Source organism: Gallaecimonas mangrovi (assembly GCF_003367375.1).
Lineage (GTDB): Bacteria > Pseudomonadota > Gammaproteobacteria > Enterobacterales > Gallaecimonadaceae > Gallaecimonas > Gallaecimonas mangrovi.
In genome coordinates this window covers 3,955,062-3,980,077 of record NZ_CP031416.1, presented here as the reverse complement: position 1 = coordinate 3,980,077, position 25,016 = coordinate 3,955,062, and the positions used below count along the sequence as shown (strand labels likewise).

At 53.1% G+C, this 25,016-nt stretch carries 25 protein-coding genes; 7 read left to right on the top strand and 18 right to left on the bottom strand.

Annotated features, from left to right (window positions below; genetic code table 11):
• The first annotated feature begins 3 nt into the window (after positions 1-3).
• Together DW350_RS18940 and DW350_RS18935 are read left to right on the top strand one after the other, a co-directional pair.
• Positions 4-408 (top strand): YbaY family lipoprotein, encoded by a 405-nt coding sequence (locus tag DW350_RS18940; protein ID WP_192954751.1) that lies wholly within the window; start codon positions 4-6, stop codon positions 406-408.
• 99 nt (positions 409-507) lie between these two features.
• Positions 508-1,476 (top strand): AEC family transporter, encoded by a 969-nt coding sequence (locus DW350_RS18935; protein ID WP_115720698.1) that lies wholly within the window; start codon positions 508-510, stop codon positions 1,474-1,476.
• Between the two features lie 39 nt (positions 1,477-1,515).
• Here DW350_RS18935 and fre read toward each other — a convergent pair whose 3' ends face one another.
• From fre to trxA, 4 genes are all read right to left on the bottom strand, one after another.
• Positions 1,516-2,211 (bottom strand): NAD(P)H-flavin reductase, encoded by a 696-nt coding sequence (gene fre, locus DW350_RS18930; RefSeq protein WP_115720434.1) that lies wholly within the window; start codon positions 2,209-2,211, stop codon positions 1,516-1,518.
• Between the two features lie 9 nt (positions 2,212-2,220).
• Positions 2,221-3,696, bottom strand: a complete 1,476-nt coding sequence (gene ubiD / locus DW350_RS18925) for a 4-hydroxy-3-polyprenylbenzoate decarboxylase (RefSeq protein WP_115720433.1) — start codon at positions 3,694-3,696, stop codon at positions 2,221-2,223.
• Positions 3,697-3,786: 90 nt separating this feature from the next.
• Positions 3,787-5,052: a transcription termination factor Rho gene (gene rho / locus DW350_RS18920; protein WP_115720432.1), complete on the bottom strand. Its 1,266-nt coding sequence runs from the start codon at positions 5,050-5,052 to the stop codon at positions 3,787-3,789.
• Positions 5,053-5,231: 179 nt separating this feature from the next.
• The gene (gene trxA, locus DW350_RS18915; protein WP_115720431.1) at positions 5,232-5,558 is read right to left on the bottom strand and encodes a thioredoxin TrxA; all 327 of its coding nucleotides are present in this window, start codon (positions 5,556-5,558) and stop codon (positions 5,232-5,234) included.
• Positions 5,559-5,674: 116 nt separating this feature from the next.
• Here trxA and rhlB point away from each other — a divergent pair, with 116 nt between their 5' ends.
• Complete coding sequence (gene rhlB, locus DW350_RS18910) at positions 5,675-6,973, top strand: ATP-dependent RNA helicase RhlB (protein WP_115720430.1); 1,299 nt, start codon at positions 5,675-5,677, stop codon at positions 6,971-6,973.
• Positions 6,974-6,980: 7 nt separating this feature from the next.
• Entirely contained in the window at positions 6,981-8,414 is a 1,434-nt protein-coding gene (locus DW350_RS18905) for a Ppx/GppA phosphatase family protein (RefSeq protein ID WP_115720429.1), read from the top strand.
• Positions 8,415-8,441: 27 nt separating this feature from the next.
• Here DW350_RS18905 and DW350_RS18900 read toward each other — a convergent pair whose 3' ends face one another.
• Entirely contained in the window at positions 8,442-9,578 is a 1,137-nt protein-coding gene (locus DW350_RS18900; RefSeq protein ID WP_115720428.1) for a PilT/PilU family type 4a pilus ATPase, read from the bottom strand.
• Between the two features lie 131 nt (positions 9,579-9,709).
• Complete coding sequence (locus tag DW350_RS18895; RefSeq protein ID WP_192954750.1) at positions 9,710-11,149, bottom strand: S10 family serine carboxypeptidase-like protein; 1,440 nt, start codon at positions 11,147-11,149, stop codon at positions 9,710-9,712.
• 724 nt (positions 11,150-11,873) lie between these two features.
• On the opposite strand from DW350_RS18895, the gene DW350_RS18890 reads away from it, so the two are divergent.
• The gene (locus DW350_RS18890; RefSeq protein ID WP_115720426.1) at positions 11,874-12,749 is read left to right on the top strand and encodes a helix-turn-helix transcriptional regulator; all 876 of its coding nucleotides are present in this window, start codon (positions 11,874-11,876) and stop codon (positions 12,747-12,749) included.
• Between the two features lie 55 nt (positions 12,750-12,804).
• On the opposite strand, the gene DW350_RS18885 is transcribed toward DW350_RS18890, so the two are convergent.
• From DW350_RS18885 to ubiE, 12 genes are all read right to left on the bottom strand, one after another.
• Positions 12,805-14,457: an ArnT family glycosyltransferase gene (locus DW350_RS18885; protein ID WP_115720425.1), complete on the bottom strand. Its 1,653-nt coding sequence runs from the start codon at positions 14,455-14,457 to the stop codon at positions 12,805-12,807.
• Positions 14,441-14,707, bottom strand: a complete 267-nt coding sequence (locus DW350_RS18880; RefSeq protein WP_115720424.1) for a lipid-A-disaccharide synthase N-terminal domain-containing protein — start codon at positions 14,705-14,707, stop codon at positions 14,441-14,443. Before DW350_RS18880 ends, DW350_RS18885 begins: the two co-directional genes overlap by 17 nt.
• Positions 14,704-15,417, bottom strand: coding sequence for a glycosyltransferase family 2 protein (locus DW350_RS18875; protein WP_115720423.1), 714 nt, complete (start codon positions 15,415-15,417; stop codon positions 14,704-14,706). Before DW350_RS18875 ends, DW350_RS18880 begins: the two co-directional genes overlap by 4 nt.
• Positions 15,418-15,544: 127 nt before the next feature.
• Positions 15,545-16,549: a porphobilinogen synthase gene (gene hemB, locus DW350_RS18870; protein ID WP_115720422.1), complete on the bottom strand. Its 1,005-nt coding sequence runs from the start codon at positions 16,547-16,549 to the stop codon at positions 15,545-15,547.
• Positions 16,550-16,577: 28 nt separating this feature from the next.
• On the bottom strand, positions 16,578-17,360 hold the full coding sequence (locus DW350_RS18865; protein ID WP_192954749.1) for a TatD family hydrolase: 783 nt from the start codon (positions 17,358-17,360) through the stop codon (positions 16,578-16,580).
• Positions 17,357-17,830 carry a hypothetical protein gene (locus DW350_RS18860; RefSeq protein WP_115720421.1) on the bottom strand — a complete coding sequence of 158 codons (474 nt, stop codon included), beginning with the start codon at positions 17,828-17,830 and terminating at the stop codon, positions 17,357-17,359. The genes DW350_RS18865 and DW350_RS18860 overlap by 4 nt, the downstream gene beginning before the upstream one ends.
• A complete protein-coding gene (gene tatC / locus DW350_RS18855) occupies positions 17,827-18,570 on the bottom strand; it encodes a twin-arginine translocase subunit TatC (protein ID WP_115720420.1) in 744 nt (247 codons plus the stop codon). Before tatC ends, DW350_RS18860 begins: the two co-directional genes overlap by 4 nt.
• Positions 18,563-18,874, bottom strand: a complete 312-nt coding sequence (gene tatB / locus DW350_RS18850; protein WP_115720419.1) for a Sec-independent protein translocase protein TatB — start codon at positions 18,872-18,874, stop codon at positions 18,563-18,565. The genes tatC and tatB overlap by 8 nt, the downstream gene beginning before the upstream one ends.
• Entirely contained in the window at positions 18,874-19,104 is a 231-nt protein-coding gene (tatA, locus tag DW350_RS18845) for a Sec-independent protein translocase subunit TatA (protein WP_115720418.1), read from the bottom strand. Before tatA ends, tatB begins: the two co-directional genes overlap by 1 nt.
• A gap of 33 nt (positions 19,105-19,137) precedes the next feature.
• Positions 19,138-20,754, bottom strand: coding sequence for a ubiquinone biosynthesis regulatory protein kinase UbiB (gene ubiB / locus DW350_RS18840; RefSeq protein WP_115720417.1), 1,617 nt, complete (start codon positions 20,752-20,754; stop codon positions 19,138-19,140).
• Positions 20,751-21,353, bottom strand: coding sequence for a ubiquinone biosynthesis accessory factor UbiJ (locus DW350_RS18835; RefSeq protein ID WP_115720416.1), 603 nt, complete (start codon positions 21,351-21,353; stop codon positions 20,751-20,753). The genes ubiB and DW350_RS18835 overlap by 4 nt, the downstream gene beginning before the upstream one ends.
• A gap of 1 nt (position 21,354) precedes the next feature.
• Positions 21,355-22,104, bottom strand: a complete 750-nt coding sequence (ubiE, locus tag DW350_RS18830) for a bifunctional demethylmenaquinone methyltransferase/2-methoxy-6-polyprenyl-1,4-benzoquinol methylase UbiE (protein WP_115720415.1) — start codon at positions 22,102-22,104, stop codon at positions 21,355-21,357.
• Positions 22,105-22,427: 323 nt separating this feature from the next.
• Here ubiE and DW350_RS18825 point away from each other — a divergent pair, with 323 nt between their 5' ends.
• Both DW350_RS18825 and DW350_RS18820 read left to right on the top strand, forming a co-directional pair.
• Positions 22,428-23,816 carry a GntP family permease gene (locus DW350_RS18825; RefSeq protein ID WP_115720414.1) on the top strand — a complete coding sequence of 463 codons (1,389 nt, stop codon included), beginning with the start codon at positions 22,428-22,430 and terminating at the stop codon, positions 23,814-23,816.
• A 25-nt stretch (positions 23,817-23,841) separates the two neighbouring features.
• Positions 23,842-24,999, top strand: coding sequence for an iron-containing alcohol dehydrogenase (locus DW350_RS18820; RefSeq protein WP_115720413.1), 1,158 nt, complete (start codon positions 23,842-23,844; stop codon positions 24,997-24,999).
• Positions 25,000-25,016 lie beyond the last annotated feature (17 nt).

Below are 25,016 nucleotides of genomic sequence, written 5' to 3'. Positions count from 1 at the left end.
GCGATGAGAAAATGGGTTGTGGCACTGTCACTGATGTTGCTGGCGGCATGTCAGTGGAATAACCGTTGGTTGTCTGGCCAACTGCATGTGCCCATGGACGCCCAGGTACCGGCTGATGCGCGGGTCACCGTTAACTTAGAAACCTTCGACGGCCCAGACTCCCCTATCCATGTGGTGGCTAGCACCACTTCCGATGCCAGCACTTGGCCCCACCATTTTCGGATTGCCTTGCCAAAACACCTTGGCCAGGGCCATCGGCAATACATCGTGGTGGCGCAAATCACCAGCAAAAAAGGACTGCTGCTGTTTGTAAACCAGGCGTTGACCGGGGTTGACCTTGGCCGTTTGGACCAACCTTTAGATGTGATGATGGTGCCGGTAACCCCGGCGGAAAGGGCTAATCAATAGCTGTTGATATAGTTGTAACAACCAGACAGCGTTTAAAGCTTGAGCTTCGGGCTTAAAGCGGTTTTGATAGTGGCCCCGTTTCTTGTTGTAGTGCCGTCTATGAAAGCCAGCCACCTCCATGGTTTTGCCCTGTACTGGGACACCCTGCTATTTACCGCCAATATGGTGGCCCCCATCTTTTTGTTGGTGCTGCTGGGCGCCTTGCTAAAACGCGGCAAATTACTTAACGAAGCCTTTGTACAAACCGGCTCCCGATTAGTTTTTTTGGTGTGTCTGCCGGTGCTGGTGTTTTTGTCTATCAGCCAAACCCACATTCGTGAAGTGTTAGAGCCTAAATTAATGGGGCTCACGGCGGCAGCGGTATTGTTGACTTACCTTGGTTGCGGTGTTTGGGCCAAGCTTAAAGGCTTGCCGGGGCGCGATCAGGGCGCCTTTGTACAAGGTGCCTTTCGGTCCAATTTCGGCATTATTGGTTTAGCGATGGCGGTCAGCCTTTTTAGTGATTCTGGCCTTGCTCGCGCCTCGGTATTGTTGGCGCTGGGCATTCCAATGTTCAATGTGTTGTCGATTTTGGCGCTGTCTAAGGGGCAGGAACCCAACTGGGCTCAAACCTTTAAGAACGTCTGCAAGAACCCGTTGATCATTGCCGTGGTGCTGGCACTACCGTTTTCGATTATGGAATGGCCACTGCCCTCTATCGCTGTTGATGCGGGTAAGTCGCTGGGGCGGATGACGCTGCCGCTGGCGCTTTTGACCATTGGTGCAACCCTCAATCTTCGCGACATGAAGTCAGACTCGAAACTGGCCATTGAAGCGAGTTTGGTCAAGCTGGTGTGGATGCCGGGGCTGTTTAGTTTTATCGGTTGGTTGCTGGGCTTTGATGGTAAAGATGTGGCGCTGTTATTTGTCATGCTGGGGTCACCCACCGCTGCGGCCGCCTTTGTGATGGCAAGAGCCATGGGCTCTAACGACCAGCTGACCGCCAACATTATTTTGGTTTCGACCTTAGGCTCGGTCATCAGCCTGTCGACCGGTATTTTTGTGATGCGTTTGACCGGTTTGATATAAAAAAGGCCGCTTTCGCGGCCTTTTTTATTGAGAGATTTTTTAGATAAACGCGAAAGCGTCACCAAACAAATTATCGCTGCTGGCACCGTGGGCCAGGAATAAATCGCGGGCCACAGCCGCCATTTCAAAGCGGCCAGCGATGTAGATATCAAAGCCGGACAAGTCTGGATTCATCGCCTTTACCACATCTAGCACCAGCCCTTGCTGACCGTCAAAGTCGGCGGGTAGCTCTTCGACTACCGGAATATATTTAAGGTTGGCATGGGTGGCATCTAGCGCCTTCATTTCGTTATGCAGGTAAAGTGCCTCTGGTGTTTTACCGCCCCAGAAGACCTGAATGTGGCGGTCCGGGTTCAAGGTTAAGGCGCGGCGCAAAATCGCCCGCACATAGGAAAAGCCCGTGCCACCTGCGATTAAAATCAGCGGCCTTTTTGAATCTTCCCGCAGATGGGCATTGCCGTCAGCCATTTCCAGCTCAACCTCTGGCTGGCTTTGAAAATGCTCAACCACTTGCATGGCCCAAGAGTCTGGGCTGAAGGCGCCAAGGTGCAGCTCCAGCACCTCTTCACCGGCTACCGAGGCGATAGAAAAGGGGCGTTTGTCTTCTTCGCTCATCACCACTTTCAGGTATTGCCCAGCATTAAAATGCAGGCCTTTAGGCGCTGCTAAGCGGATATGGTAAACGGTGTCGCTAAAGGGGCGCACATCCAGCACCCGACATTTAATTCTCTGCATAATGACTCTTTATTGGTTGTCGAGGATGCCTAGCTCGTCCCAGATAGCATCGATACGTGCCACGACGTCTGGATCTTTAACGATAGGGTGGCCCCAGTCGCGGTGCACTTCGCCCGGCCACTTATTGGTGGCATCCAAACCCATTTTCGACCCAATTCCTGCCTCCGGTGAGGCAAAGTCGAGGAAGTCGATGGGGGTGTTTTCAATAAACACGGTGTCCCGCTTCGGGTCCATCCGGGTGGTAATGGCCCAGATCACATCTTTCCAGTCGCGGGCATTAATATCATCGTCACAAACGATAACAAATTTGGTGTACATAAACTGCCGCAGGAAAGACCAAACCCCCATCATCACCCGTTTGGCATGGCCGGGATAACGCTTTTTCATGGTGACCACTGCCATGCGGTAGCTACAGCCTTCCGGCGGCAGGTAGAAATCGACAATTTCCGGAAACTGCTTTTGCAGTATCGGCACAAACACTTCATTGAGAGCCAGGCCCAGCACGGCCGGTTCATCCGGCGGCCGACCGGTGTAAGTGCTGTGGTAAATCGCGTCTTTGCGCTTGGTAATATGGGTAATGGTAAAAACCGCGTGGCGTTCTTGCTCGTTGTAATAACCGGTATGGTCGCCAAAAGGGCCTTCCATATGGGTTTCATCAGGGTCGATGTAGCCTTCCAGCACCAGCTCGGCGCCAGCGGGGATTTCCAAATCGCAGCTAACGGCTTGTACCACTTCGGTTTTAGTGCCGCGCAGCAGCCCAGCAAACGCATATTCAGAAAGGCTGTCAGGCACCGGCGTTACGGCACCAATAATGGTGGCCGGGTCGGCGCCAAAAGCGACCACCACCGGGAATTTTTCACCTGGGTGGGCTTCTTTGAATTCCGCAAAATCCAAGGCGCCGCCGCGGTGTGACAGCCAGCGCATGATGATTTTGTTTTTGCCGAGTTTCTGCTGGCGATAAATCCCTAAATTCTGGCGCTTTTTGTAGGGACCGCGGGTAACGGTCAGGCCCCAGGTCATCAGTGGTGCCGCATCTTCTGGCCAGCACTTTTGAATCGGTACTGTGTCCAAGTCGACCGCATCGCCTTCCAGTATCACTTCTTGGCAAGGCGCTGTTTTAAGCTTTTTAACCGGCATGTTTAGCACTTGCTTAAAGACCGGCAATTTGTCCCACAGCTCTTTAAAACCTTTCGGTGGCTCAGGTTCTTTGAGGTAAGCCAACAACTTACCCACTTCCCTAAGGGCGGTAACGTCTTCTTGGCCCATGCCCAGTGCAACGCGGCGCGCCGTGCCAAAGAGGTTTACCAGTACCGGCATGTCGTAGCCGGTTGGGTTTTCAAAAAGCAGTGCTGGCCCTTCTGCGCGTAGGGTGCGGTCTGCTACCTCGGTCATTTCCAGTTCGGGGCTGATAGGGTGTTTGATGCGCTTAAGCTCGCCCATTTGTTCGAGCTGGTCGATAAAGTCGCGAAGATCCCGGTATTTCATTGGCACTACTGGGCTGGTTGAAGTGGCGTCATTATGCCGCGCCTAGGGCCTTAAAACAAAACCCCCGCCAACGGGCGGGGGTTTTAAGACTTAGCTCTTGGTGCGTTTCATCGCTTCGAAGAACTCGTCGTTGGTTTTGGTCATCGACAGTTTGTCGATGAGGAATTCCATCGCCGCCATTTCGTCCATGGGATGCAGAATTTTGCGCAAGATCCACATCTTCTGCAGCTCGTCTTCACGGCACAGCAACTCTTCGCGGCGAGTACCGGAGCGGTTGAAGTCGATAGCCGGGAACACCCGCTTTTCAGCGATTTTCCGCGATAGGTGCAGTTCCATGTTACCGGTACCTTTAAACTCTTCGTAGATAACCTCGTCCATTTTGGAACCGGTATCAATCAGAGCGGTAGCGATGATGGTTAGGCTGCCGCCTTCTTCAACGTTACGTGCTGCACCGAAAAAGCGCTTCGGTTTGTGCAGAGCGTTGGCGTCAACACCACCGGTCAGTACTTTACCGGAGCTCGGTACCACGGTGTTGTAGGCGCGGGCCAGACGGGTAATAGAGTCGAGCAAAATAACCACGTCTTTTTTGTGCTCAACCAGGCGCTTGGCCTTTTCAATGACCATTTCCGCAACCTGTACGTGGCGGCTGGCTGGTTCATCAAAGGTAGAGGCAACCACTTCGCCTTTTACCAGGCGCTGCATCTCGGTCACTTCCTCTGGGCGCTCGTCAATCAGCAGCACAATGAGGGTGGTTTCCGGATGGTTGTAGGTAATGCTCTGGGCAATGTTTTGCAGCAGTATGGTTTTACCGGCCTTGGGCGGCGCCACGATAAGGCCGCGCTGGCCTTTACCGATTGGCGATGCCAAATCCAAAACCCGGGCAGTAATGTCTTCGGTAGACCCATTACCCCGTTCCATGCGCATACGGCTGTTGGCATGAAGCGGCGTGAGGTTTTCGAAAAGGATTTTACTGCGGGAGTTTTCAGGGCGGTCGAAGTTAACTTCGTTGACTTTCAGGAGGGCGAAATAGCGTTCCCCTTCCTTCGGTGGCCGAATTTTACCGGCGATGGTGTCACCCGTGCGCAGGTTGAAACGGCGAATTTGACTGGGCGAGACATAAATGTCATCGGGACCGGCCAGATAAGAGGAGTCGGCGCTGCGAAGGAAGCCAAAGCCGTCCTGCAGGATCTCAAGTACACCGTCGCCGAAAATATCTTCGCCTGATTTTGCGTGGGCTTTAAGGATCGCAAAAATAATGTCTTGTTTGCGAGCCCGTGCCATGTTTTCCAGGCCCATCGTGTCGGCCAGGGCTACCAGTTCAGGAACTGGCGTATTCTTTAACTCGGTAAGATTCATAGTGGTGGGTTGTCTAAAACGTTTTTTTAGTATCAACGGGAAAATCCACGCCCCGGCGTGAACACAGGAAGGGCATGAAGGGAAGCAATACGGGACTAAATTAGCAGCGAAATTGCGCTAAGTCTAGGAATAAAAGGCGACATTATAAACAAGGCGCTCACAGCGCCTTGTTTACGGGATCAGATGTTGGCGTCCAGGAACTCTTTTAATTGAGTTTTGGACAGCGCACCGACCTTAGTTGCAGCCACGTTACCGTTTTTAAACAGGATCAGTGTTGGGATGCCGCGCACGCCGTACTGCGGAGCAGTAGCGGGGGAGGAGTCGATGTTGAGCTTAGCGATGGTCAATTTGCCTTCGTATTCTTCAGCTACATCGTCCAGAACAGGAGCGATCATTTTACAGGGACCGCACCATTCGGCCCAGAAATCTACCAGCACAGGGCCTTGGGCTTTGAGCACGTTGTCTTCAAAGCTTTCGTCACTCACGTGAACAATTTTGTCGCTCATGGCTTTCTCCAATAAAATTAGCGTTCCGGGGCTGTCAGCCGCCTCGGCGCTGGACGGACCTATTTCAAAGGAATCTGTTCCTCATTGCAAGCTGAAGCTGATATGCTTGGACCCCTATGACAAAGACGCATTTAACTGAAACCAAGTTCAGCGAACTTGGTCTTGCAGAACCGGTAATAAAAGCCCTTTCAGAAAAGGGTTTTAACAATTGTACGCCCATTCAAGCGCTGTCGTTACCGATAGCGCTCAAGGGAAAAGACGTTGCAGGTCAAGCACAAACAGGTACCGGCAAGACCGTTGCCTTCCTGGCTGCAACCTTTCATCACTTGTTAAATAATCCCGCTGCATCTGATCGAAAACCGCAACAACCCCGTGCCATTATCATGGCGCCGACGCGGGAATTGGCTGTTCAAATCCATAAAGATGCCATCGAAATGGCCCGTGAATCGAAATTAACGATGGGGCTAATCTATGGTGGCGAGGGTTATGAAAGCCAACGCAAGCAGTTGGAAGACGGTATCGATATTTTGATTGGTACCACCGGCCGCATTATCGATTATTTCAAACAGGGCGTGTTCGACCTGAAAGCCATTCAAGTGGTGGTGCTGGACGAAGCCGACCGTATGTTTGACTTGGGCTTTATTAAAGACATCCGTTACCTGTTTAGGCGGATGCCCGAGCCCAACCAGCGGCTGAACCTGCTGTTTTCTGCCACCCTGTCTTTTAAAGTACAGGAGCTGGCCTACGAGCACATGGATAACCCTGAGCACGTAGAAGTGGAACCGACGCAAAAAACCGGCGCCCGTATCACCGAAGAGCTTTTTTATCCTTCCAAGGAAGATAAGTACAAGCTGCTGCTGACCTTAATAGAAGAAGACTGGCCGGAACGGGCGATTGTATTTGCTAATACCAAGGTAGTGTGTGAACGGGTCTGGGGTTACCTCGCTGCCGATGGCCACCGCGTTGGCCTGTTAACGGGCGACGTACCGCAGAAAAAACGTCTGACCATCCTGGAAGACTTTACCGCCGGTAAGTTGGACTTTTTGGTTGCCACCGACGTTGCTGCCCGTGGCCTGCATATTCCTGCGGTTACCCACGTTTACAACTTCGACTTGCCTGACGACTGCGAAGACTATGTGCACCGTATTGGCCGTACCGGCCGCGCTGGTGCCTCTGGCCATGCGGTGAGCCTGGCCTGTGAAGAGTACGTCTTCAACCTGCCGGCTATCGAAGAATACATTGGCCATGAGATCCCGGTGAGCCAGTATCGCTCTGATGCGCTCTTGACCGACCTTAAGCCGCCGCTGCGCATGCAGCGCGCCAGCCGTGACCGCCCTGGCAACCGCAGTAGCGGTGGTAATGGCAGAGGCCGTGGTCGCAGTCGCAGCCCCCAACGCCGCAGCTCGTCTAACTGAGGCCAAGGTGCGTAAAACCAGCCCGCTGTTTGCGGCCATCGATCTCGGTTCAAACAGCTTCCACATGTTGGTGGTGCGCGCCCTTTATGGCCAGGTGCAAATCCTGGCCAAGGTTAAACGCAAGGTGCGTTTGGCCGCTGGCCTTGATGATGACTATCAGCTTTCAACTGACGCCATGGAAAGAGGCTGGGAATGCCTGTCGCTTTTTGCTGAGCGTTTAGAAGGTATTCCTACCGAGCAAGTGCGCGTGGTGGCCACGGCCACGCTGCGATTTGCAAAAAATGCCGAGCAGTTTTTAGAAAAAGGCCAGCAGATCTTAGGCCGGCCCATTGAGGTGATTAGCGGCGAAGAAGAAGCGGCGCTGATTTACCAAGGGGTGGCCCATACCGCTGGCCAAAGTGGCCGTCGCTTGGTGGTGGATATTGGTGGCGCTTCGACCGAGCTTATAATCGGTACCGACTTTACTCCCGAGCAGCTCAAAAGCCTGGAAATGGGCTGCGTGACTTTTCAGCAGCGCTATTTTAAAGGCGGCAACTTGGGCCAGGCACAATTTGACCAGGCTATTGATGCTGCCAAAGCGAGGCTGGCGCCGCTTAAAGATGACTACCTCAAACGCGGCTGGAGCCATTGTGTTGGTGCTTCTGGTTCGGTGCAGGCCGTGCAAGAGGTGCAACTAGCACGCGGTGAAGATGAGTCGGTGACCCTGGCGCGATTGCGGCAAACCCTTAACGCCACCATTGCCTGTGGCAGCCTTGATAAGCTGGTCATGCCGGGCTTAGGCGAAGAGCGTAAGCCAGTGTTTGCTGCTGGTCTTGCCATTCTTATTGCCATTTTTGAAAGCCTGGACGTTAAAGACATGCAGGCCTCCGGTGGCGCCTTGCGTGAAGGGGTGCTGTATGGCTTGTTACCGCAAGCCGAAAAAGATGTGCGCAGCCGCACCTTAGCGGCCATTGTCTCGCGTTTCTCTGTTGATGATGAGCAAGGGCAAAGGGTGGCGCAGTTGGTAGGGCTACTGGGGCAGGCACAGCTCAATGACAAAACGCTTTCGCTGACCATGGCCGCTGCCCGGTTGCATGAACTTGGCCTTGCTATCGGTTTTAAGCAGGCGTGCGGCCATGGTGACTACCTTATTCGCCATTTAGATTTACCCGGTTTTTGTGACAGCGATAAGGCTGTTATTGCCGACTTGGTTAATCACCAACAAGGGGCATTAACGGCAACCCAGCCGAATTTACCCGCGCTAATGATATTGCGGTTAGCCATTTTGCTTTGTGGCCACCGCGGGGCCCTGCCCGACGGTATTTCGCTTGGTGTTAACGGCCATAAGTTCAGCCTTGAACTGCCGAGCCAATGGCTTGCAGCCAAGAAGCTGCTGGCGACCCAGCTTGAAGAAGAAGCAAGCAACTACCAAACCATTGGTTGGGATTTACAGTTTTTGTAAGCCGCCTTTGGCTGTAGCTGTCAGCGTCTAGTCGTCTAACTTGTCTGCCTCGTCGCCTTCCAAGCGCAGCTCCATGCCGCCACCTCCTTGGCCTGCCACCTCGTTTTTAGCCAGCTTGATTTTAAGGCGCAGATCGTTGACCGAGTCGGCATTTCTAAGGGCTTGGTCAAGGTCAATCTTCCCGGCCATGTGCAAATCAAATAGCGCTTTATCAAAGGTTTGCATACCGAGATTTTGCGACTTTTGCATGATTTCTTTAATGGCATGCACGTCGCCGCGTTTAATCATGTCTTGCACCGTCGAGGTGCCCAGCAAAATCTCTACCGCCGCGCAGCGTTTGCCGTCTACCGTCGGCACCAGTCGTTGTGAGACAAAGGCGCGCAGGTTGAGTGACAAGTCCAGCAGCAATTGTGGCCGCCGCTCTTCCGGGAAGAAGTTAATTATTCTATCCAAGGCTTGGTTGGCGTTATTAGCATGCAGGGTAGAAATACAAAGGTGGCCGGTTTCGGCAAACGCAATGGCATGCTCCATGGTTTCGCGGTCACGGATCTCGCCTATCAAAATAACGTCTGGGGCCTGGCGCAAGGTGTTAATCAAGGCGCTGTGAAAGCTGCGGGTGTCGGTACCCACTTCGCGCTGATTAATGATGCTTTTCTTGTGTTTGTGTACAAACTCCACCGGATCTTCAATGGTAATAATATGGCCACTTGCATTGGTGTTGCGATAATCAATAAGCGCCGCCAATGAGGTGGATTTGCCAGAACCGGTAGCACCGACAAAAAGCACCAGGCCGCGCTTGGCCATGATCACTTCTTTAAGCACCTCTGGCATGCCTAAGTCTTCAAGGCGAGGAATATCGTTACGGATATAGCGGGCGACAATGCTGACTTCATTACGTTGCTTGAAGATATTGACCCGAAAACGGCCCACCCCGGCAATGGAGCGCGCCAGGTTCATCTCTAACTCTTTGCGAAATTTTTCCTGCTGCTCTTCGTCCATCACCGCCTTGGCAACCTCTTCAATTTCACCTGGCGCCAGTGGCTCTTTGGTGAGCATCTTGAGCTGGCCGTGAAATTTAGCGCAAGGGGGGGCACCTGTTGACAGGTAAAGGTCAGAGCCGTCGTTCTTTGCAAGCAGGGTAAGGAACTGATCGATATCTATCATATTGTTTTTACTTTATTTAGGTTGATTGAATAGCGACCTTGGTGAAGCTTTAGCAATAAAAAAAGCCCCGCCGAACATCACCTTCTTTGCAAAAAGGTAGCACGGCTGGGGCTTGTCGGCAGGGCCTAAGCTCAGTCTTTAATCAGCTTGGCGAGGTCTTTGTTAAAGGCCAAACGTGACGCTTTATCGAGATAGAACATATGGCCGCCGGTGTAGCAGCGGAAGGCGATACCCGGCCACTTTTTCGCAAGTGCCTGGTTTACCGTACAGCTATTGAGCGAGTCGTAACTGCCCGCTGCTACCAGCACTTTAAGGCCGGGAGCAAGCTGTTTGGCTTCTTCGACAGAAGGCAGTGGCGGCCCTAATTTCGGTGGGCCGCCGCCATCTTTGATGGCTTTTGCGATGGCTGCTTTTACCTCAGTAGCTGACAGTTTTGCCGTTGCGTAATTCCAGCTTTGGCCGGGTGTTTGTGGGTAGTTTGCGTTGGGAGCATAGCCGGCTTTAGCGCCGTCCAGGCCCCAATAAGGCAGGCTGGTGACATACGCTAAGTCGTGGCGAATGTAGCGGTCGATGGCCTGATTGGGCAATTCCGGCAGGGCTGTGGTTCTGCGCATATCAAAGGTATTAAGGGTTTTGCCGGGTAATAAGTGGCTGCGGTAACTTCTGGGTGAAATGCGCAAGGTCTCTTTATCAATGGCCGATTTTGGCAAACCGGTAAAGCGGCTTAAGCCGCTGATGATGTCGGCTTTATCATTGCCACTTAAACTTGCGATATTTGCCAACGCCGGTGCGTAGTGGCTAAGGGCCCAATTTTTGGCGGCTTTTTCCACCGCTTCGATACTGCTACCCACCGATTTGGCGAGTCTGCCGTGATAAAAGGCGCTGTGTGCTAAGTCGACCACTTTAAGGGCGGCGGCTTCTGCTGCCGGCACTTTTTCGGTGTGCAAACCGGCGCCACCGGAAAGCAGCATCAGCCCTGCTACCGGAATGCCCTGTTTTAGCAACGCATAGCCTACGCTTCCGGCCCGGCCAGCGCCCCAGCTTTCACCGGCAAGATAAATAGGTGATTGCTCGGCGCCATGTAACAAGCGCCAGCTACGCACAAATTCGGTAACCGAGGCTACGTCACCAACGGTGCCATAAAATTCGCTGGCATAGCGGCGTTCGGTGGGACGGCTAAAGCCAGTGCCTATTGGGTCAACAAACACTAAATCAGCGTATTGCAGCCAGGTTTCAGGGTTATCGGCAAGGCCTTGGCCGTGCTGAATTTTCGGGCCTGCCGCTTCAAATTGTAAGGTGGTGGAGTTTGCACCTGGGCCGCCGTTCCAAACAAAGAGCACCGGTCTTGGCGTTTTACTTGGCACCCGATACGCAAAATAGCCCATGTAGCCATGGGCCTGGCCTGTTGCTACATCACGTATGGCGATGCGGCCCACTTCAGCGCTGTAGTTTAAGGTGCCCTGATGGGTGCGAAGGCTGTGATGGCTGACAACGGGAGCTGACGGGACAGCTTCACCTTGGTCAAAATTCGCCGCTTGCGCGGTGGTGATAGACAGCAACAAGGTTGTCAAACCTAACCGCATTGGTTTTAAAATAGTGGCCATTGAAATTGTGGTTTTTGGTGCTGTGGTCAACATCGACTTCTTTACCCTGTTGTCACTTTGATAATGCAATGCCAAAACGGTTAGAAGAGATCCCTTTTTTACAACCTTGTGGCGATTTTTCGGCTTCTTAAGGTGCTACACCTTGCGCCAAGCCGTCAGCGTAGGCAAGTAAAGACAGTGCGTTAGCGCTGCTAATTTCAATTATTGCGAATGAAACAGTATTTTCTGATGAGTTAGTCATTTCTGGTTTTGTTTTCAAGCAACACCATAAATGGCCAAATGTGGCATGGCATGCCAAAAGGCCATCAGCGGGTCGCCGTTTACTGTTATCGCCACCACGGTCGCCTGGTATGAATTACCGCTCGACGTGGAGATTACCAGGCGTTTTTGGGCGACCTAAAAGGTAAAACTGTTGTTTACGCACCCAGGGTTTTCTTCCTGATAGCAAGGGCTTAGCCTAAGCTAGTGCAAAAACACAGGGTGACAAAATGGCCAACTCGGGGCATGCTGGTTCAACAAAAGTTGTAGCGATGCCCCGAAGCAATATTATTCGTTCCTTAATATCAAGAGACGATGTAATAGGCAATGGGATGAACGGGGTTCACTATAATGCTATTTACCGGAACTGGTTCCAGGGGGGACACTTGCGCCGCGACCACTGCCAGACAACTTCAAGCACAATAGGTGGTTGATGAACTTTGAATTTTCCGCTTTTGTAAAAGCGAAGCGGCGAACCTTGGGTCTGTCGCAGGAAGAATTTGCCCACCATTTATCCTGTCGACGGGAAGCCTTTGCTAGGCTCGATGCCGTGACCATCAGCCGATGGGAACGCGGTGTCACTACGCCTTCTTTGTACCGACAGGCGCAAATTATTGCGGCTGTTGGCGACGACCCGCTGAAAACACTTTGCGACAGTGAAGACGAAGAAGCCAAAGAGTTGGCCGACGCCTTTTTGCTGCGTGAACCGTGGACAAGATTACGCGCCTTCTTCTATCGCTATCGTGTGGCTGACCACCTTAAGGTCGGCGTAGATATGAGCGAAGATGACCCTGAGGAATTTGAACGCTTTCATAGCTGGGTAGCGGCTTGTGATCAGGGCGACACCTTGATTGAGTCGTGCCTGCGTTTAAATCGCGAGGGGCAAATCTCTCACCAGCTGATCCGTCATCACGATTTGCTGCTGGCGCACATGGTGATGGTGCCCATTAAAAAGTCGGCGCGTGATGCCATTGCTACCGATGCGGCGGCGTATTTTCGCAGTCTGACGGCGTCTCAACAGCCCGAGGCTGATGCGCCCTGCTATCTGTTAGTAACCCACGCCGGCGGCTTGTGTGATAGCCAGCTGGAACGGTGCTTGCGCAAGCTGATGAACCGTATTACCCGTAGCAGCCACATTCACGGTGTGATTTGGCGCGGCTATCGCGGTGATGCCGATGCATTGTGTAACGTCCTTGGCGTTGAATTTATCGGCCGCTGTGACGAAACCGGTTATTACTATCTGTTGGAACGTGAACGGCTGGCCAGCCAATTGGCTGCTGCTTTACAAGGCAAATCAGACGATAACTGAGTTCATGGTGCCGATATAAAAAAGCCCCGCAAGGGGCTTTTTTATTGGCCAGCGGTTACTGGTTTGGCGAAGGCACAACGCCGTAATTAGGCCCTTGGTAGCGCGGCGCTGGGGTTACCCCGGGTTCGCAATTTGGTTTTAGGTCTTGGCTGTTAACCAGATACCAGCGGCCACCGTGGCGCAAACCCATATAGCCTTCGGCCTTCAGGTCAAAACACTGGTGCATGTTCTCTTTCGGGCCCAGTACGTAGTATTGGCGGCCTTGCGCTACCCAATCGCGGGCGGCAGCACGCTGTTCATCCATCGCCGTATGAAAGCCAAATTGAGTGACCGGACGGTCGGCAAAGAGGGCAAACTGCTCTTTGTAGTCAAGCAGTGCCAATTGGCCATCTGGGCCGATACGCTTGGCCACCTTCGCCATAATGTCGATGGGCGTGCGTACCGGGTTTAGGGCCGGGCCGCCAATAAAGCCGTAACCTGCCCAAAAACACACCATCATAAAGGCCCAGCGTTGCCACATGGGCTGGTGGCGGGCAAGTAGCAGCGCCAATAGCATGGCAATGCCGGTGATAGCTAAGAACCAAACACCACCACTGCCCAGTTCCTGGTGAATTTTGGGAATGCCGGCGGCAATGGTAATAACGGCGGCAAGCAGCACTGCAACACCTAACCAAATGCTATTGAGCCACTTTTTGTCTGCAAGGCTGGGTAAGTACGGGGCGATGGCCAAGGCCAGCCAAGGCAGCGCCGGCGTAATGTAAACCCCGCGTTTGCCCGGGCTAATCGAGAAGAACAGTATGATGGCCAGTACCATCACGACTGGCAGTAAAATTTCAGGCTTGGCCTTGTCTTGCCACCAGCGTTTTACCAGGAAGGGGGCGATGACCGACATCGGCAGCCAGAACAGCGGCGCGACTTCCAGCACATAAAACCAAAAAGGCTGACGGTGCCCCAATGAGTGCACGTAGCGATTAGCGGTTTGGTTAAAGAGTATGTTGTCGCGGTAGGCTATCGCTTCTGAGTTATGGCTGTGAGCGGCAAAAAGCAGCATCGGCAGGCCCCAGGTGGCAATAGCGGCGATAAAGGCTAAGGGGCCCAGCCAGGCCCTTTTACGCATATGTGCTCTAAGGTCTGGCCGCCAGATAAGCGGCAAAAGCATAAAGAGGGCTATTACCCCAACGCCTTTGGTGATGACACCAAAGCCGGCCGCTGCAAAACCTAGGAAGTACCAGCCCCAGGCAGGCCCCAACAGCAGGTGGCGAACTAAACCATAACCGCCAAGGGTGACCCAGAATACCAACAGCATGTCGATTTGCGCGGTTCTGGCCTGTAGTGCGAATTGCACGCTAAAGGCGAGTAACCACAGTGTCCACGTGGCCACTTTTTCACCGTGTAGGCGTTTCGCTAAATCAACGGTTAGCCAGGCGGTACCCAAGCCCGCCAGCGCAGATGGCAACAAAAAGGCGACCTTCAGCGGCACTTTTAGCCACAGCAAAATGGCGATGGCCCACATGAAAATGGGTGGCTTGTCGGGGTAGAGTTCACCGACCCGATGGGGAATCAGCCAGTTGCCGGTGTTCACCATTTCTTGGGCGATAAGCGCAAACCGGGGTTCATCTGCCGGCCAGGGCCAGCGTAAACCGATACCGGCAAACACCACCAGGATCAGCAGCAGCCACCCTAACCGATACTCAGTTTTTGGCGTCATGATTTTTAATCAATTGCAGGTTGCGAAGGTAAATGATGAAGCCAGCGCTCTGGCCAAGAATGAACACTGGGTCACGGCGGTAAATGGCGTAAATCAGCAATAGGCTAGAACCGGCGAGTGAGAAATACCAAAAGGCCTTAGGAACGATGCTTTGGCGGGCCTTTTCACTGACGAGCCATTGAATAATAAAGCGGGCAGAGAACATCAGTTGGCCAACAAAACCCAACACCAGCCAATAATTTATGGTCATTCAAGTTCCTCACTTAATAGCGGCTGCTTGGCTCTTCTTTGTAGCCAGCGTACGCCAACCATGTCCACCAGTCCTACCCAAAGCCGATTATGTAAGCCGTATTTGGATACCCCTGCTTGCCGGGCTCGGTGATTGACCGGCAGGCTTTTAATGGCAGCGCCGGTACGCACGCAAAGTGCCGGTAAAAAACGGTGCATGTGGTCAAAGTAGGGGAGTGTGAGAAATAAATCGCGGCTGATGAGCTTAAGGCCGCAACCAGTATCGACCACGCCGTCAGCGAGAATGCGGCGTCTAACACCATTGGCGACCTTGGATGAAACGCGTTTTAGCCAAGTATCGTTACGGCGGGTACGAATGCCACAGATGCAAACAGGCCCGCGTTGTTCAAGGGCGCTTTTCAACAGCAGCGGTATGTCGGCCGGGTCGTTTTGGCCGTCGCCGTCGATGGTGGCAATAAAGCGGCCTTGGGCTTTACGGGCGCCAAGCCAAACTGCCGTACTCTGCCCGCATGATTGTTTTAAACGCAGGGCATGTAGCCAGGGGTAACGGGTTTTAAGTGCGGTGAGTAACGGCCAACTGTTATCGGTTGAGCCGTCATCAATAACCCATACATCAAACGAATCCTTGTCCATGGCGGTATCAATTTCTTGCAGGAGTCCTGGCAGGTTCTCTGCTTCATTTTTGGCCGGTATCACTATCGAGACTTCCATTGGCCCACTTCCTAAAAAAAACAACTAATTCATAGACGAAAATGGCAATTTGGGTAGTGAGACTTAACGAAAAATTAAGGGCAAAAAAAAGCCGGCTCAATGGCCGGCTTGCACGTTAGTGGCAAAGTTACCCTTCTTTAAGCCATTTCGCTGCTTGTTTAGCGAAATAGGTGAGAATGCCATCGGCACCGGCACGCTTAAAGCAAAGCAATGATTCCATTATGGTTTCTTTCTCTGCCAGCCAACCGTTCTGTACCGCCGCCATGATCATGGCGTATTCGCCAGAGACTTGGTAAGCAAATGTGGGCACTTTGAATTCATCCTTGACGCGGCGAACCACATCCAAGTAAGGCATGCCTGGCTTCACCATAACCATATCTGCGCCTTCTTCCAGGTCGAGGGCGATTTCATGCAGGGCCTCGTCGCTATTGGCGGGGTCTTGCTGATAGGTTTTCTTGTTGCCGCCTTTGAGGTTACCGGCAGAGCCAATGGCGTCGCGAAAGGGCCCATAGTAGGCCGAGGCGTACTTGGCTGAATAAGCCATGATGTTGATATTCACGTGCCCGGCTTCTTCCAATGCCTCACGCATGGCGCCAATACGGCCGTCCATCATGTCGGACGGTGAAATAATATCGGCGCCGGCTTCAACGTGGCAGAGCACCTGCTTGATAAGAATGTCGATGGTGATGTCGTTAATAACATAGCCTTCGTCATCGATAATGCCGTCTTGGCCGTGGGTGGTGTAGGGGTCTAAGGCCACATCGGTCATCACGCCCATTTCGGGGAACTGCGCTTTAATGGCGCGAATAGCACGGGGGATGATCCCTTCGGGGTTATAAGCTTCCTCGGCCATTAACGACTTCGTGGCCGGGTTGGTGACCGGGAATAAGTCAACCACCGGCACACCCAGCTCAACCAGTTCCGCCACTTCTTTTAGCAGCTCGTCAATGGTCAGCCGTTCTACCCCTGGCATTGAGGGCACGGCTTCGCGCTTGGCTTCACCTTCCATCACGAAAACCGGCAAAATTAAATCGTCGCTACGCAGGTGGTTTTCGGCCATCAAGCGGCGGGTGAAGTCGTGTTTGCGCATGCGGCGCATACGAGTGTAAGGATAGGGCGCGCGGTTAATCATTATCGATACTCCTGATGAAAACACCGCGCTACCCAGTAAAACCGAACAGGCGTTGGCTGTTAGCCAATGTTATGGCAGCAACCTCGGCTGGGTCTTGCTGGCGGCACGCAGCAACGGTGCGAACAATGTGCGGCAGATATTTGGGCTCGTTACGGCGGGATTTAAGCTTTAAATCCCGAGGGGTCAGGTAAGGAGCGTCGGTTTCTACCAATAACCTGTCGTTAGGAATGAGCTTGACCAGCTCTTTTAAATGTTGGCCGCGACGCTCGTCGCAAATCCAACCGGTGATGCCAATATAAAGGTCTAAGTCCAGCCAGCGCCTTAAGGTGGCTGCGTCGCCGGTAAAGCAGTGTGCCACAGCGCCCGGCAGCTTGTCCCTGTGCTGAATCAATATGGCATGCTGGCGCTCGGCAGCTTCACGTTCATGCAGCAGCACTGGCATCTTAAGCTCTGTTGCCAGGGCCAGTTGCGACTCAAAAACCTGTTCTTGCACCGCTCTTGGTGACAAGTCGCGGAAAAAATCCAATCCACATTCACCAATGGCCAGCACCTTGGGGTGAGTGGCCAGTTCGCGTAGTTGGTCAATAAAGTGTTTTGAGGCGTCAGCGGCGTAGTGCGGGTGCACTCCGGCGGTGGCAAAAAGGCCCGTTTGGGCCTTCGCAAGTATTGCCGCCTGGCGGCTTTCATCTTCGTTGGTGCCGGTAATAATGAGATAGGGCACCCCGGCGGCTTTGGCATCGGCCACTACCTGCTGGCGGTCCTTGGTAAAGGCACTGTCAGTAAGGTTAATGGCGATGTCGCACAGCATCATTTGTTACGCACGACCCGGATGGTGCGGTTGTAACCTTTCTTGTGCATGTAAATAGCGCCTAAGGCACCTTTTTTCAGTATCACGGTGTCGCTTTTGTGGATACCGGAATAGTTACTGTCGGTTTGTTTCCAGTGCTGGCCGTTATCCAGTACTAAGGTCAGGTGGCCGTATGGGTCTTGTGAGGCCTGAACCACCACGGCAGTAATGCTTTCGACTTTATTTTGTTGCTCAGCAACGATTTTCTCTTCCATGCCAAAGTTGGCCTTGGCATCGGCGGTGCTGGCAATCACCTTGTCTTGCTGCAGGGCTTTGCCTTGAGGCTGCGCTTTGGTGGTCTTTGCCAATTGGTCAAAACAGGCCAGGCGTTTACCGTTGTCAGCCACCTTGGCGCACTGCACCAGTTGTTCTTGAACGTTGGCCGCAGAGGCACCGAAAGCCAGCACCGTCAGCAGAAAATAACGCAGTTTCATTGAGCTTCCTCTTCTTCGTCTTCAGGGGCGCGGCGACGTTTTACCATCCGTGCCATTACCAGGCCCAATTCAAATAGCAGCCACATTGGCACGGCTAACAATGTTTGAGAAATCACGTCGGGGGGGGTAAGTAGCATTCCCAACGCAAAGGCAATTACGATGATATAAGGCCGTTTTTTGGCCAAGGTTTGCACTTCAACAGCGCCAGTGTAACAAAGCAGCGTCACTGCTATCGGGATCTCAAAGGCCACACCGAAGGCAAAAAACAGCTTCAGAACAAAATCAAGATAACTGGAGATGTCGGTAGCAATGGTCACGCCTTGCGGTGCAACCGAGGTAAAAAAGGTAAAAATAACTGGAAACACCACAAAGTAGGCGAAGGCAATACCGCCATAGAACAGCAGGCTGCTCATCGCCAAGAGCGGTGCAATAAGGCGCCGCTCATGTTTGTAGAGGCCAGGGGCCACAAAGGCCCAAACCTGATAAAGCACCGCCGGCATGGCCACAAAAAAGGACAGCACCAGCGCCAGTTTAAAAGGCACAAAAAACGGTGATGCCACATCGGTGGCGATCATCGAGGTGCCAGCAGGCATTTTACTCAGTAGCGGCAATGCCAGGTTGTGGTAAAGATCTTTGGCGAAATACGCCATCACAATCAGCACCAGACCAACAGCAATAAGGGCACGCAAAATACGGGTGCGCAGCTCCAAAAGGTGCGCCAGCAGCGGCATATCACTCATGGGAGTCTTTCGAATCCTTATAAGGCCTGTCCAGCTCCTCGGCGCTCCGTTTCATGTCGTCAACGGTATCCGCCAATTCCTTGGGCACATCCTTGCCGAGTTGCTCGGCTTTTTTCAGGCTTTCGTTAAGCTCATGGGTTTCCAGCTCGCGTTCCAATTCGTTGCGAACCTGCTGGGCCATACCTTTAATGGTACGGATCCAGCGCCCCAGCGTGCGGGCGGCAGCAGGCAACCTTTCTGGGCCCAACACCACCAGGGCGATGATCCCGACGACAACCAGTTCCCCGAAGCCGATATCGAACATCAGACCTTATCCTTGTCAGACTTGGCCTTTTCCTCCTGCTTTTCTTCCTTGAATTGCGCGTCGGGCTTCTCTTCAATCTTTTTGTCTTCGTCCTCGTCTTTTATGGCTTTCTTAAAGCCTTTAAAAGCATTGCCAAGGTCGGAACCAATGTTGCCCAGCTTTTTGGTGCCGAACAGTAGGACGATGATGGCCAGCAGAATAAGCAGCTGCCAAATACTGATATTGCCCATGGAAAATCCTAATAATCGTTAATCGAAGTTACGTTACTTACGTAGTGCTTTTAGCCAAGCGACAACAGACGCCAAGGCTAACAGGCCAGGTAATGCTTCGTTTACCTTGCCATAAAGTACTGCCGCACACACCAATAAGGTGGCACCTAAAATCTGCAAACCCAGCCGTTGACTGCGCTGCTCTGCGGCTTTATTTGACGCTTGGTCGCGATTGGACTGACGTTGTTGCCAGTCGCGAGCCAGGCGCAGGTTATCGTATATAAGGTCGGGCAGTTCCGGTAGCTTTTCTCCCCAAAACGGCAGATTGGACTTGATGTGTTTGAACATGGCCTTGGGGCCCATTTGTTCTTTAAGCCAATCTTCCAAGAAGGGTTTGGCGGTTTTCCACAAATCCAATTGCGGGTAAAGCTGACGGCCCAGGCCTTCAATATACAAAAGTGTCTTTTGCAACAATACCAGCTGCGGCTGTACTTCCATGTTGAAGCGGCGGGCGGTGTTAAACAGGTTAACCAGCACTTGGCCAAAGGAAATTTCGGCCAATGGCTTTTCGAAAATGGGCTCGCACACCGTGCGAATGGCCATTTCAAATTCATCAACGCTGGTATCAAATGGCACCCAGCCAGAATCCACATGTAGCTGGGCAACCTTTCGGTAATCACGGTTGAAAAACGCTACAAAGTTTTCGGCCAAGTAACGTTTGTCTTCCTTGGCAAGGGTGCCAACGATGCCGCAATCAATACCAATATACATTGGGTTTTGCGGATTCTCGTAAGACACGAAAATATTACCCGGGTGCATATCGGCATGGAAGAAGGAGTCGCGAAATACTTGGGTAAAGAAGACTTCTACGCCCTTTTCTGCCAAGCGCTCCATATTGGTGCCGTTGGCTTTAAGGGTTTCCACATCGGCCACTGGAATACCGTAAATACGTTCCATGACCAGCAGCCGCTTGCGGCAAAGGTCAGGGTAAACCACCGGCACATACAGTGAATCAGAGCCTTCAAAATTACGGCGCAGCTGAATGGCGTTTGCTGCTTCACGCAGCAAATCCAACTCATCAAACAAGGTTTTCTGGTATTCGCGCACCACTTCCCGCGGTTTGAGACGGCGGCCATCGGGCAGCAGTTTGGCAACAATGGTGGCAAAGGTGCTCATCAGTTCAACATCGGCCGCCATCACTTTGCCAATATTGGGGCGAATCACTTTGAGCACTACATCCATGCCGCTGTCTTTTAGGCGGGCGGTATGTACTTGGGCAATGGAGGCTGAGGCCAGCGGCTTTTCATCAAAGTCGACAAACCACTGCTCTAACGGGCCGCCTAAAGAGGCTTCGATGTCGGCGCGGGCCAGCTTGCCGTCAAAGGGGGCAACGTTGTCTTGCAGGCGGGTTAGCTCATGGGCGATATCATCTGGCATCAGGTCGCGTCGGGTCGACAGCATTTGCCCAAACTTAATGTAAACCGGGCCTAGGGATTCCAGCGCCAGACGCAGCCGTTCACCGCGTGATTTATGTTTGTGACGGCGGGGGATCCAAAACCAAGACATACGCCAAAGGCGCATGTACCAAGGCCAAAAACGTTTTGGCAGTAATTCGTCCAGGCCATAGCTGATAAAGGTGGTTAGCACCTTATAGAGTCGCAAACTGCTCATTGCCGCTCCAGTGCTTCCAGCCGCCGTTCCAGGCGGGCCAGATCACTTTTAAGGTCATCAACTGCATCAAAGAAATGCTGCTGTTCCAAGGCACTGGGTAACAGCCGCGCCTCTTCGGTGAGCTGTTCGGCGCCCCAGTGGCCAAACTGGCCAAGGCCTTTGGTAAGCTTCGCCTTCAGCTTGGTGGCGGTATCGAACAGCAGGTGCGCTGGCACATCACCGACATAGCGAGCCAGCTCGCCTTCCCAGTCGATATCCAGTTTGGCGAAAAGTTCGGAAAACTGTTTAAGCAGCATCGGGTCGCCGGTTAATTCCAGGCGGCCCTCCTTAATGGCTTTTGGCAGTTGGGCGCTGTCTTTCAGCTCGCCAATAGCGGCAACCGGTAAGGCGACGGTGGCGTCGGCTTGGTCTAGCGCGCCGGTTACCAGCAGGTTGTCTGGCGTTACCACAAAGCCCAAATCAAGGCCGATATCGGTCAGTTGTACGACGATGACTTTGCCGTTTAGGCGCTGCAAACGGCGGCCACTGGCCCCGTCCAGCGCCAGCAGCTTGTTGGCGCCGGTTTCGGCGATGGCCTGGATCAGCTGCTTAAACGGCATATCAGAACTTAAAGCCTCGGTGCAGGGCGACAATGCCACCGGTCAGGTTGTGGTATTCCACCTGGTCAAAACCGGCGTCGAGCATCATCGATTTTAAGGTTTCCTGGTCGGGGTGCATACGAATGCTTTCCGCCAAGTATTGGTAAGACTCGCTGTCGCCTGCCACCAATTTACCCATGGCGGGCAAGACCTTAAACGAATACAGATCGTAAGCCTGGGTCAGCAGCGGGTTCTGTGGTTTTGAAAATTCCAGTACTAGCAAGCGGCCACCCGGCTTTAGCACCCGGCACATGGACTTGAGGGCAGCGGCCTTGTCGGTCACGTTACGCAGGCCAAAGGCAATGGTAATGAGGTCAAAGTGATTGTCAGGAAAGGGCAGACATTCGGCGTTAGCTTGCACAAAGCGCACGTTGGAAACGATGCCCATGTTGCGCAGCTTTTCTTTACCGACATTGAGCATAGAATCGTTAATGTCGGCCAGTACCACTTCACCACTGTCACCAACGATGCGGGCAAATTTTGCGGCTAAATCACCTGTGCCGCCCGCTAAATCCAGCACCTTCTGTCCGCTTCGCACCCCGGAAAGGTCGATGGTAAAACGCTTCCACAGGCGGTGAATGCCCATGGACATCAAATCGTTCATTACATCGTATTTACCGGCCACAGAATGGAAAACGCCGGCCACCATCTTGGCCTTATCGGCAACGGGAACCGTTTTATAACCGAAGTCGGTGCTGTTGTTGTCTGCCATGAGTTAATCCTTTTTAAGTCGGCCCTAGTGTACTTGAGCGCGGCCGGTAGCGCAGCCCTATGCGTGTTTGAAAAACCAATAACGCCGATCTTTTTGACTCAGCACAGCCCGCATCTTAATTGGGTCTCTCTTTATTTACGTTTACGTAAAGTGAATTTCCCTTTGACGCTTTGTTTTTGATCAATAATGATACGTTTCGTATCAATAAATGATTTTAAGTTAAGTGTCGGGGCGGTGAGAGAGTTCGAATAACAGAACCCCATCCCTCAGCAAGGAAACAACAACAACAGCAGAAGGCATGCAGCTGCCTTTGGGGGTAATAAATGAGTTTGTTTGGAATTGTCCTGTCACTAGGACTGTTGATGTATCTGGCCTACCGCGGCATCAGCGTGCTTATCCTGGCGCCGATACTGGCACTACTGGCAGTACTGATGAGTGGTGAAGGTAACCAGTTATTAGGTACTTACACCCAAGTTTTCATGACCGGCCTGGGGGGCTATGTTGTGAAATACTTTCCACTTTTCTTGCTGGGCGCGATTTTTGGCAAGCTCATGGACGACTCAGGCTCGGCTCGCGCCATTGCCCATGCCCTGGTGAAAAAGTTGGGGGACACGCGCGCCATACTGGCCATCGCCCTTTCTTGTGCGCTTTTAACCTACGGTGGCGTATCACTGTTTGTGGTGGGGTTTGCGGTATTTCCTATTGCTGCCGCGCTGTTTCGTGAAGCCGATGTGCCTAAACGCCTGATACCGGGCGCCATCGCCATTGGATCACTGGGCTTTACCATGACGGCTTTGCCCGGTACGCCAGCTATCCAAAATGCCATTCCCATGCCTTTTTTCGGCACCGACGCCTTTGCGGCGCCGGGCCTTGGCATTATTGGCGGCATGGTGATGTTTGGCTGTGGTTGGGGCTGGATGGAGTTCCGCGCCCGTAAAGCGCGGCTTGCCAATGAAGGCTATGGCCACCATGGCGATACTGAACAAGCCGGCTTCGACCTTGGAAAACTGCCGCCGCTGTGGGTAGCGATGCTACCGATTTTGGTGGTGGTTATCGGCAATTACGTTTTCAGTAAAGCTGTTTTCCCCGCACTGAATAACAGTTACCTCAAAGAAGCGAAGTTCGGCCATATCGAACTCAGTGCCGTGCTGGGCATTTGGTCCATTATCAGCGCCCTGCTGTTGGCCTGCCTAGCCATTATCGTGATGAACTGGCGCCGCTGGGACAACCTCAAGAACACCTTGAATAAAGGCACCATGGGTTCGTTGTTACCTATTTTCAATACCGCATCTGAAGTGGGTTATGGCTCGGTTATCGCCTCGTTGTCGGCTTTTGCCGTGCTGCGGGAAATGATGCTGCACATGTCGCCCGGCAATATTTTGATTTCCGAAGCGGTGGTAGTGAACGTGTTAGCGGGTATCACCGGCTCTGCTTCCGGCGGTATGAGCATTGCCCTGAATACCTTGGGCGACACCTACCTGCATTTGGCTAACCAAGCCGGCATTTCCCCTGAACTTTTGCATCGGGTCGCCGCCATGGCGTCGGGTGGTTTAGATAGCCTGCCCCATAACGGCGCTGTGATCACCCTACTGACTATCTGCGGTCTCACGCATCGCCAGTCTTATTTGGATGTCTTTATGGTCACCATTCCGGCGGCCCTGGCCGGGTTGGCCGTGGTGATAGCGCTGGGTAGCTGGTTCGGTTCTTTCTAACGTTATTCAACATAAGGAGGGCCTTATGGCCACTGTCATTTTGCCCCGGGTAATGGAAGTTGGACCCGGCGCCATTGAAAAACTGCCAGCGCTGCTGGCAACCTTCGGCTGCAAAAAGCCGCTGCTGGTCACCGACCATATGATGGTAAAGCTGGGGTATCTGGATAAATTGCAGACTCTGCTGGCGGCAAGCCACATTGAAAGCGACGTCTTCGCCGATACCGTGCCAGAGCCTACAGCAGCGTCGATACAAGCCGGCGTAGATAAGGTAAAAGCGGGTGATTTTGATGCGGTCGTTGCCCTCGGCGGCGGCAGCCCCATCGACAGCGCCAAGGCGATTGCCATTTTAGGTAAACACGGTGGCCGCATTAACGACTACCGTTTTCCCCGCGTCGTCAGCGAACCCGGGCTGCCAATTATTGCCATTCCCACCACTGCCGGTACTGGTTCAGAGGTGACTCGCTTTACCATCATCACCGATGAAAGCACCGACGAAAAATTGCTGTGTAGCGGTGTTGGCTTTATGCCGGTTGCGGCACTGATTGACTATGAATTGACAGTGTCGGTGCCGCCGCGCACCACCGCTGACACCGGTATTGATGCCATGACCCACGCCATTGAAGCTTATGTCAGTAAAAAGGCGAGTCCCTTTAGCGACAGCCAGGCCCTGGCCGCGATGAAGCTGATTGGCCCCAACCTGCGCCGCGCTTATCACCATGGCGATGATGCCAAGGCCCGTGCGGCAATGATGCTGGGGGCAAATCTGGCGGGCATTGCCTTTTCCAATGCTTCTGTTGCTCTGGTGCATGGTATGAGCCGCCCCATTGGCGCCTTTTTTCATGTGCCCCACGGCTTGTCTAACGCCATGCTGCTGCCTGCGGTAACGGCGTGGTCTATCCCCGCCGCCCAAGAACGTTATGCCGACTGTGCTAAGGCGCTGGGCTTTGCCCACATGGATGACGACACGGCCACCGCCAATGGCAAATTGCTTGCTGAATTGGCGGCCATTAACCGTGAGCTCCAGGTGCCAACACCCGCAGATTTTGGCATTGAAAAGGCCCGCTTTTTTGAGGTTCGCCACACCATGGCCGAGCAGGCCTTGGCATCGGGTTCGCCCGGGAATAACCCCCGCGTGGCCTCTGCCGACGAGATTGTCGCCCTTTACGAACAGCTTTGGGCTTAATGCCCGCCACTTCCAAG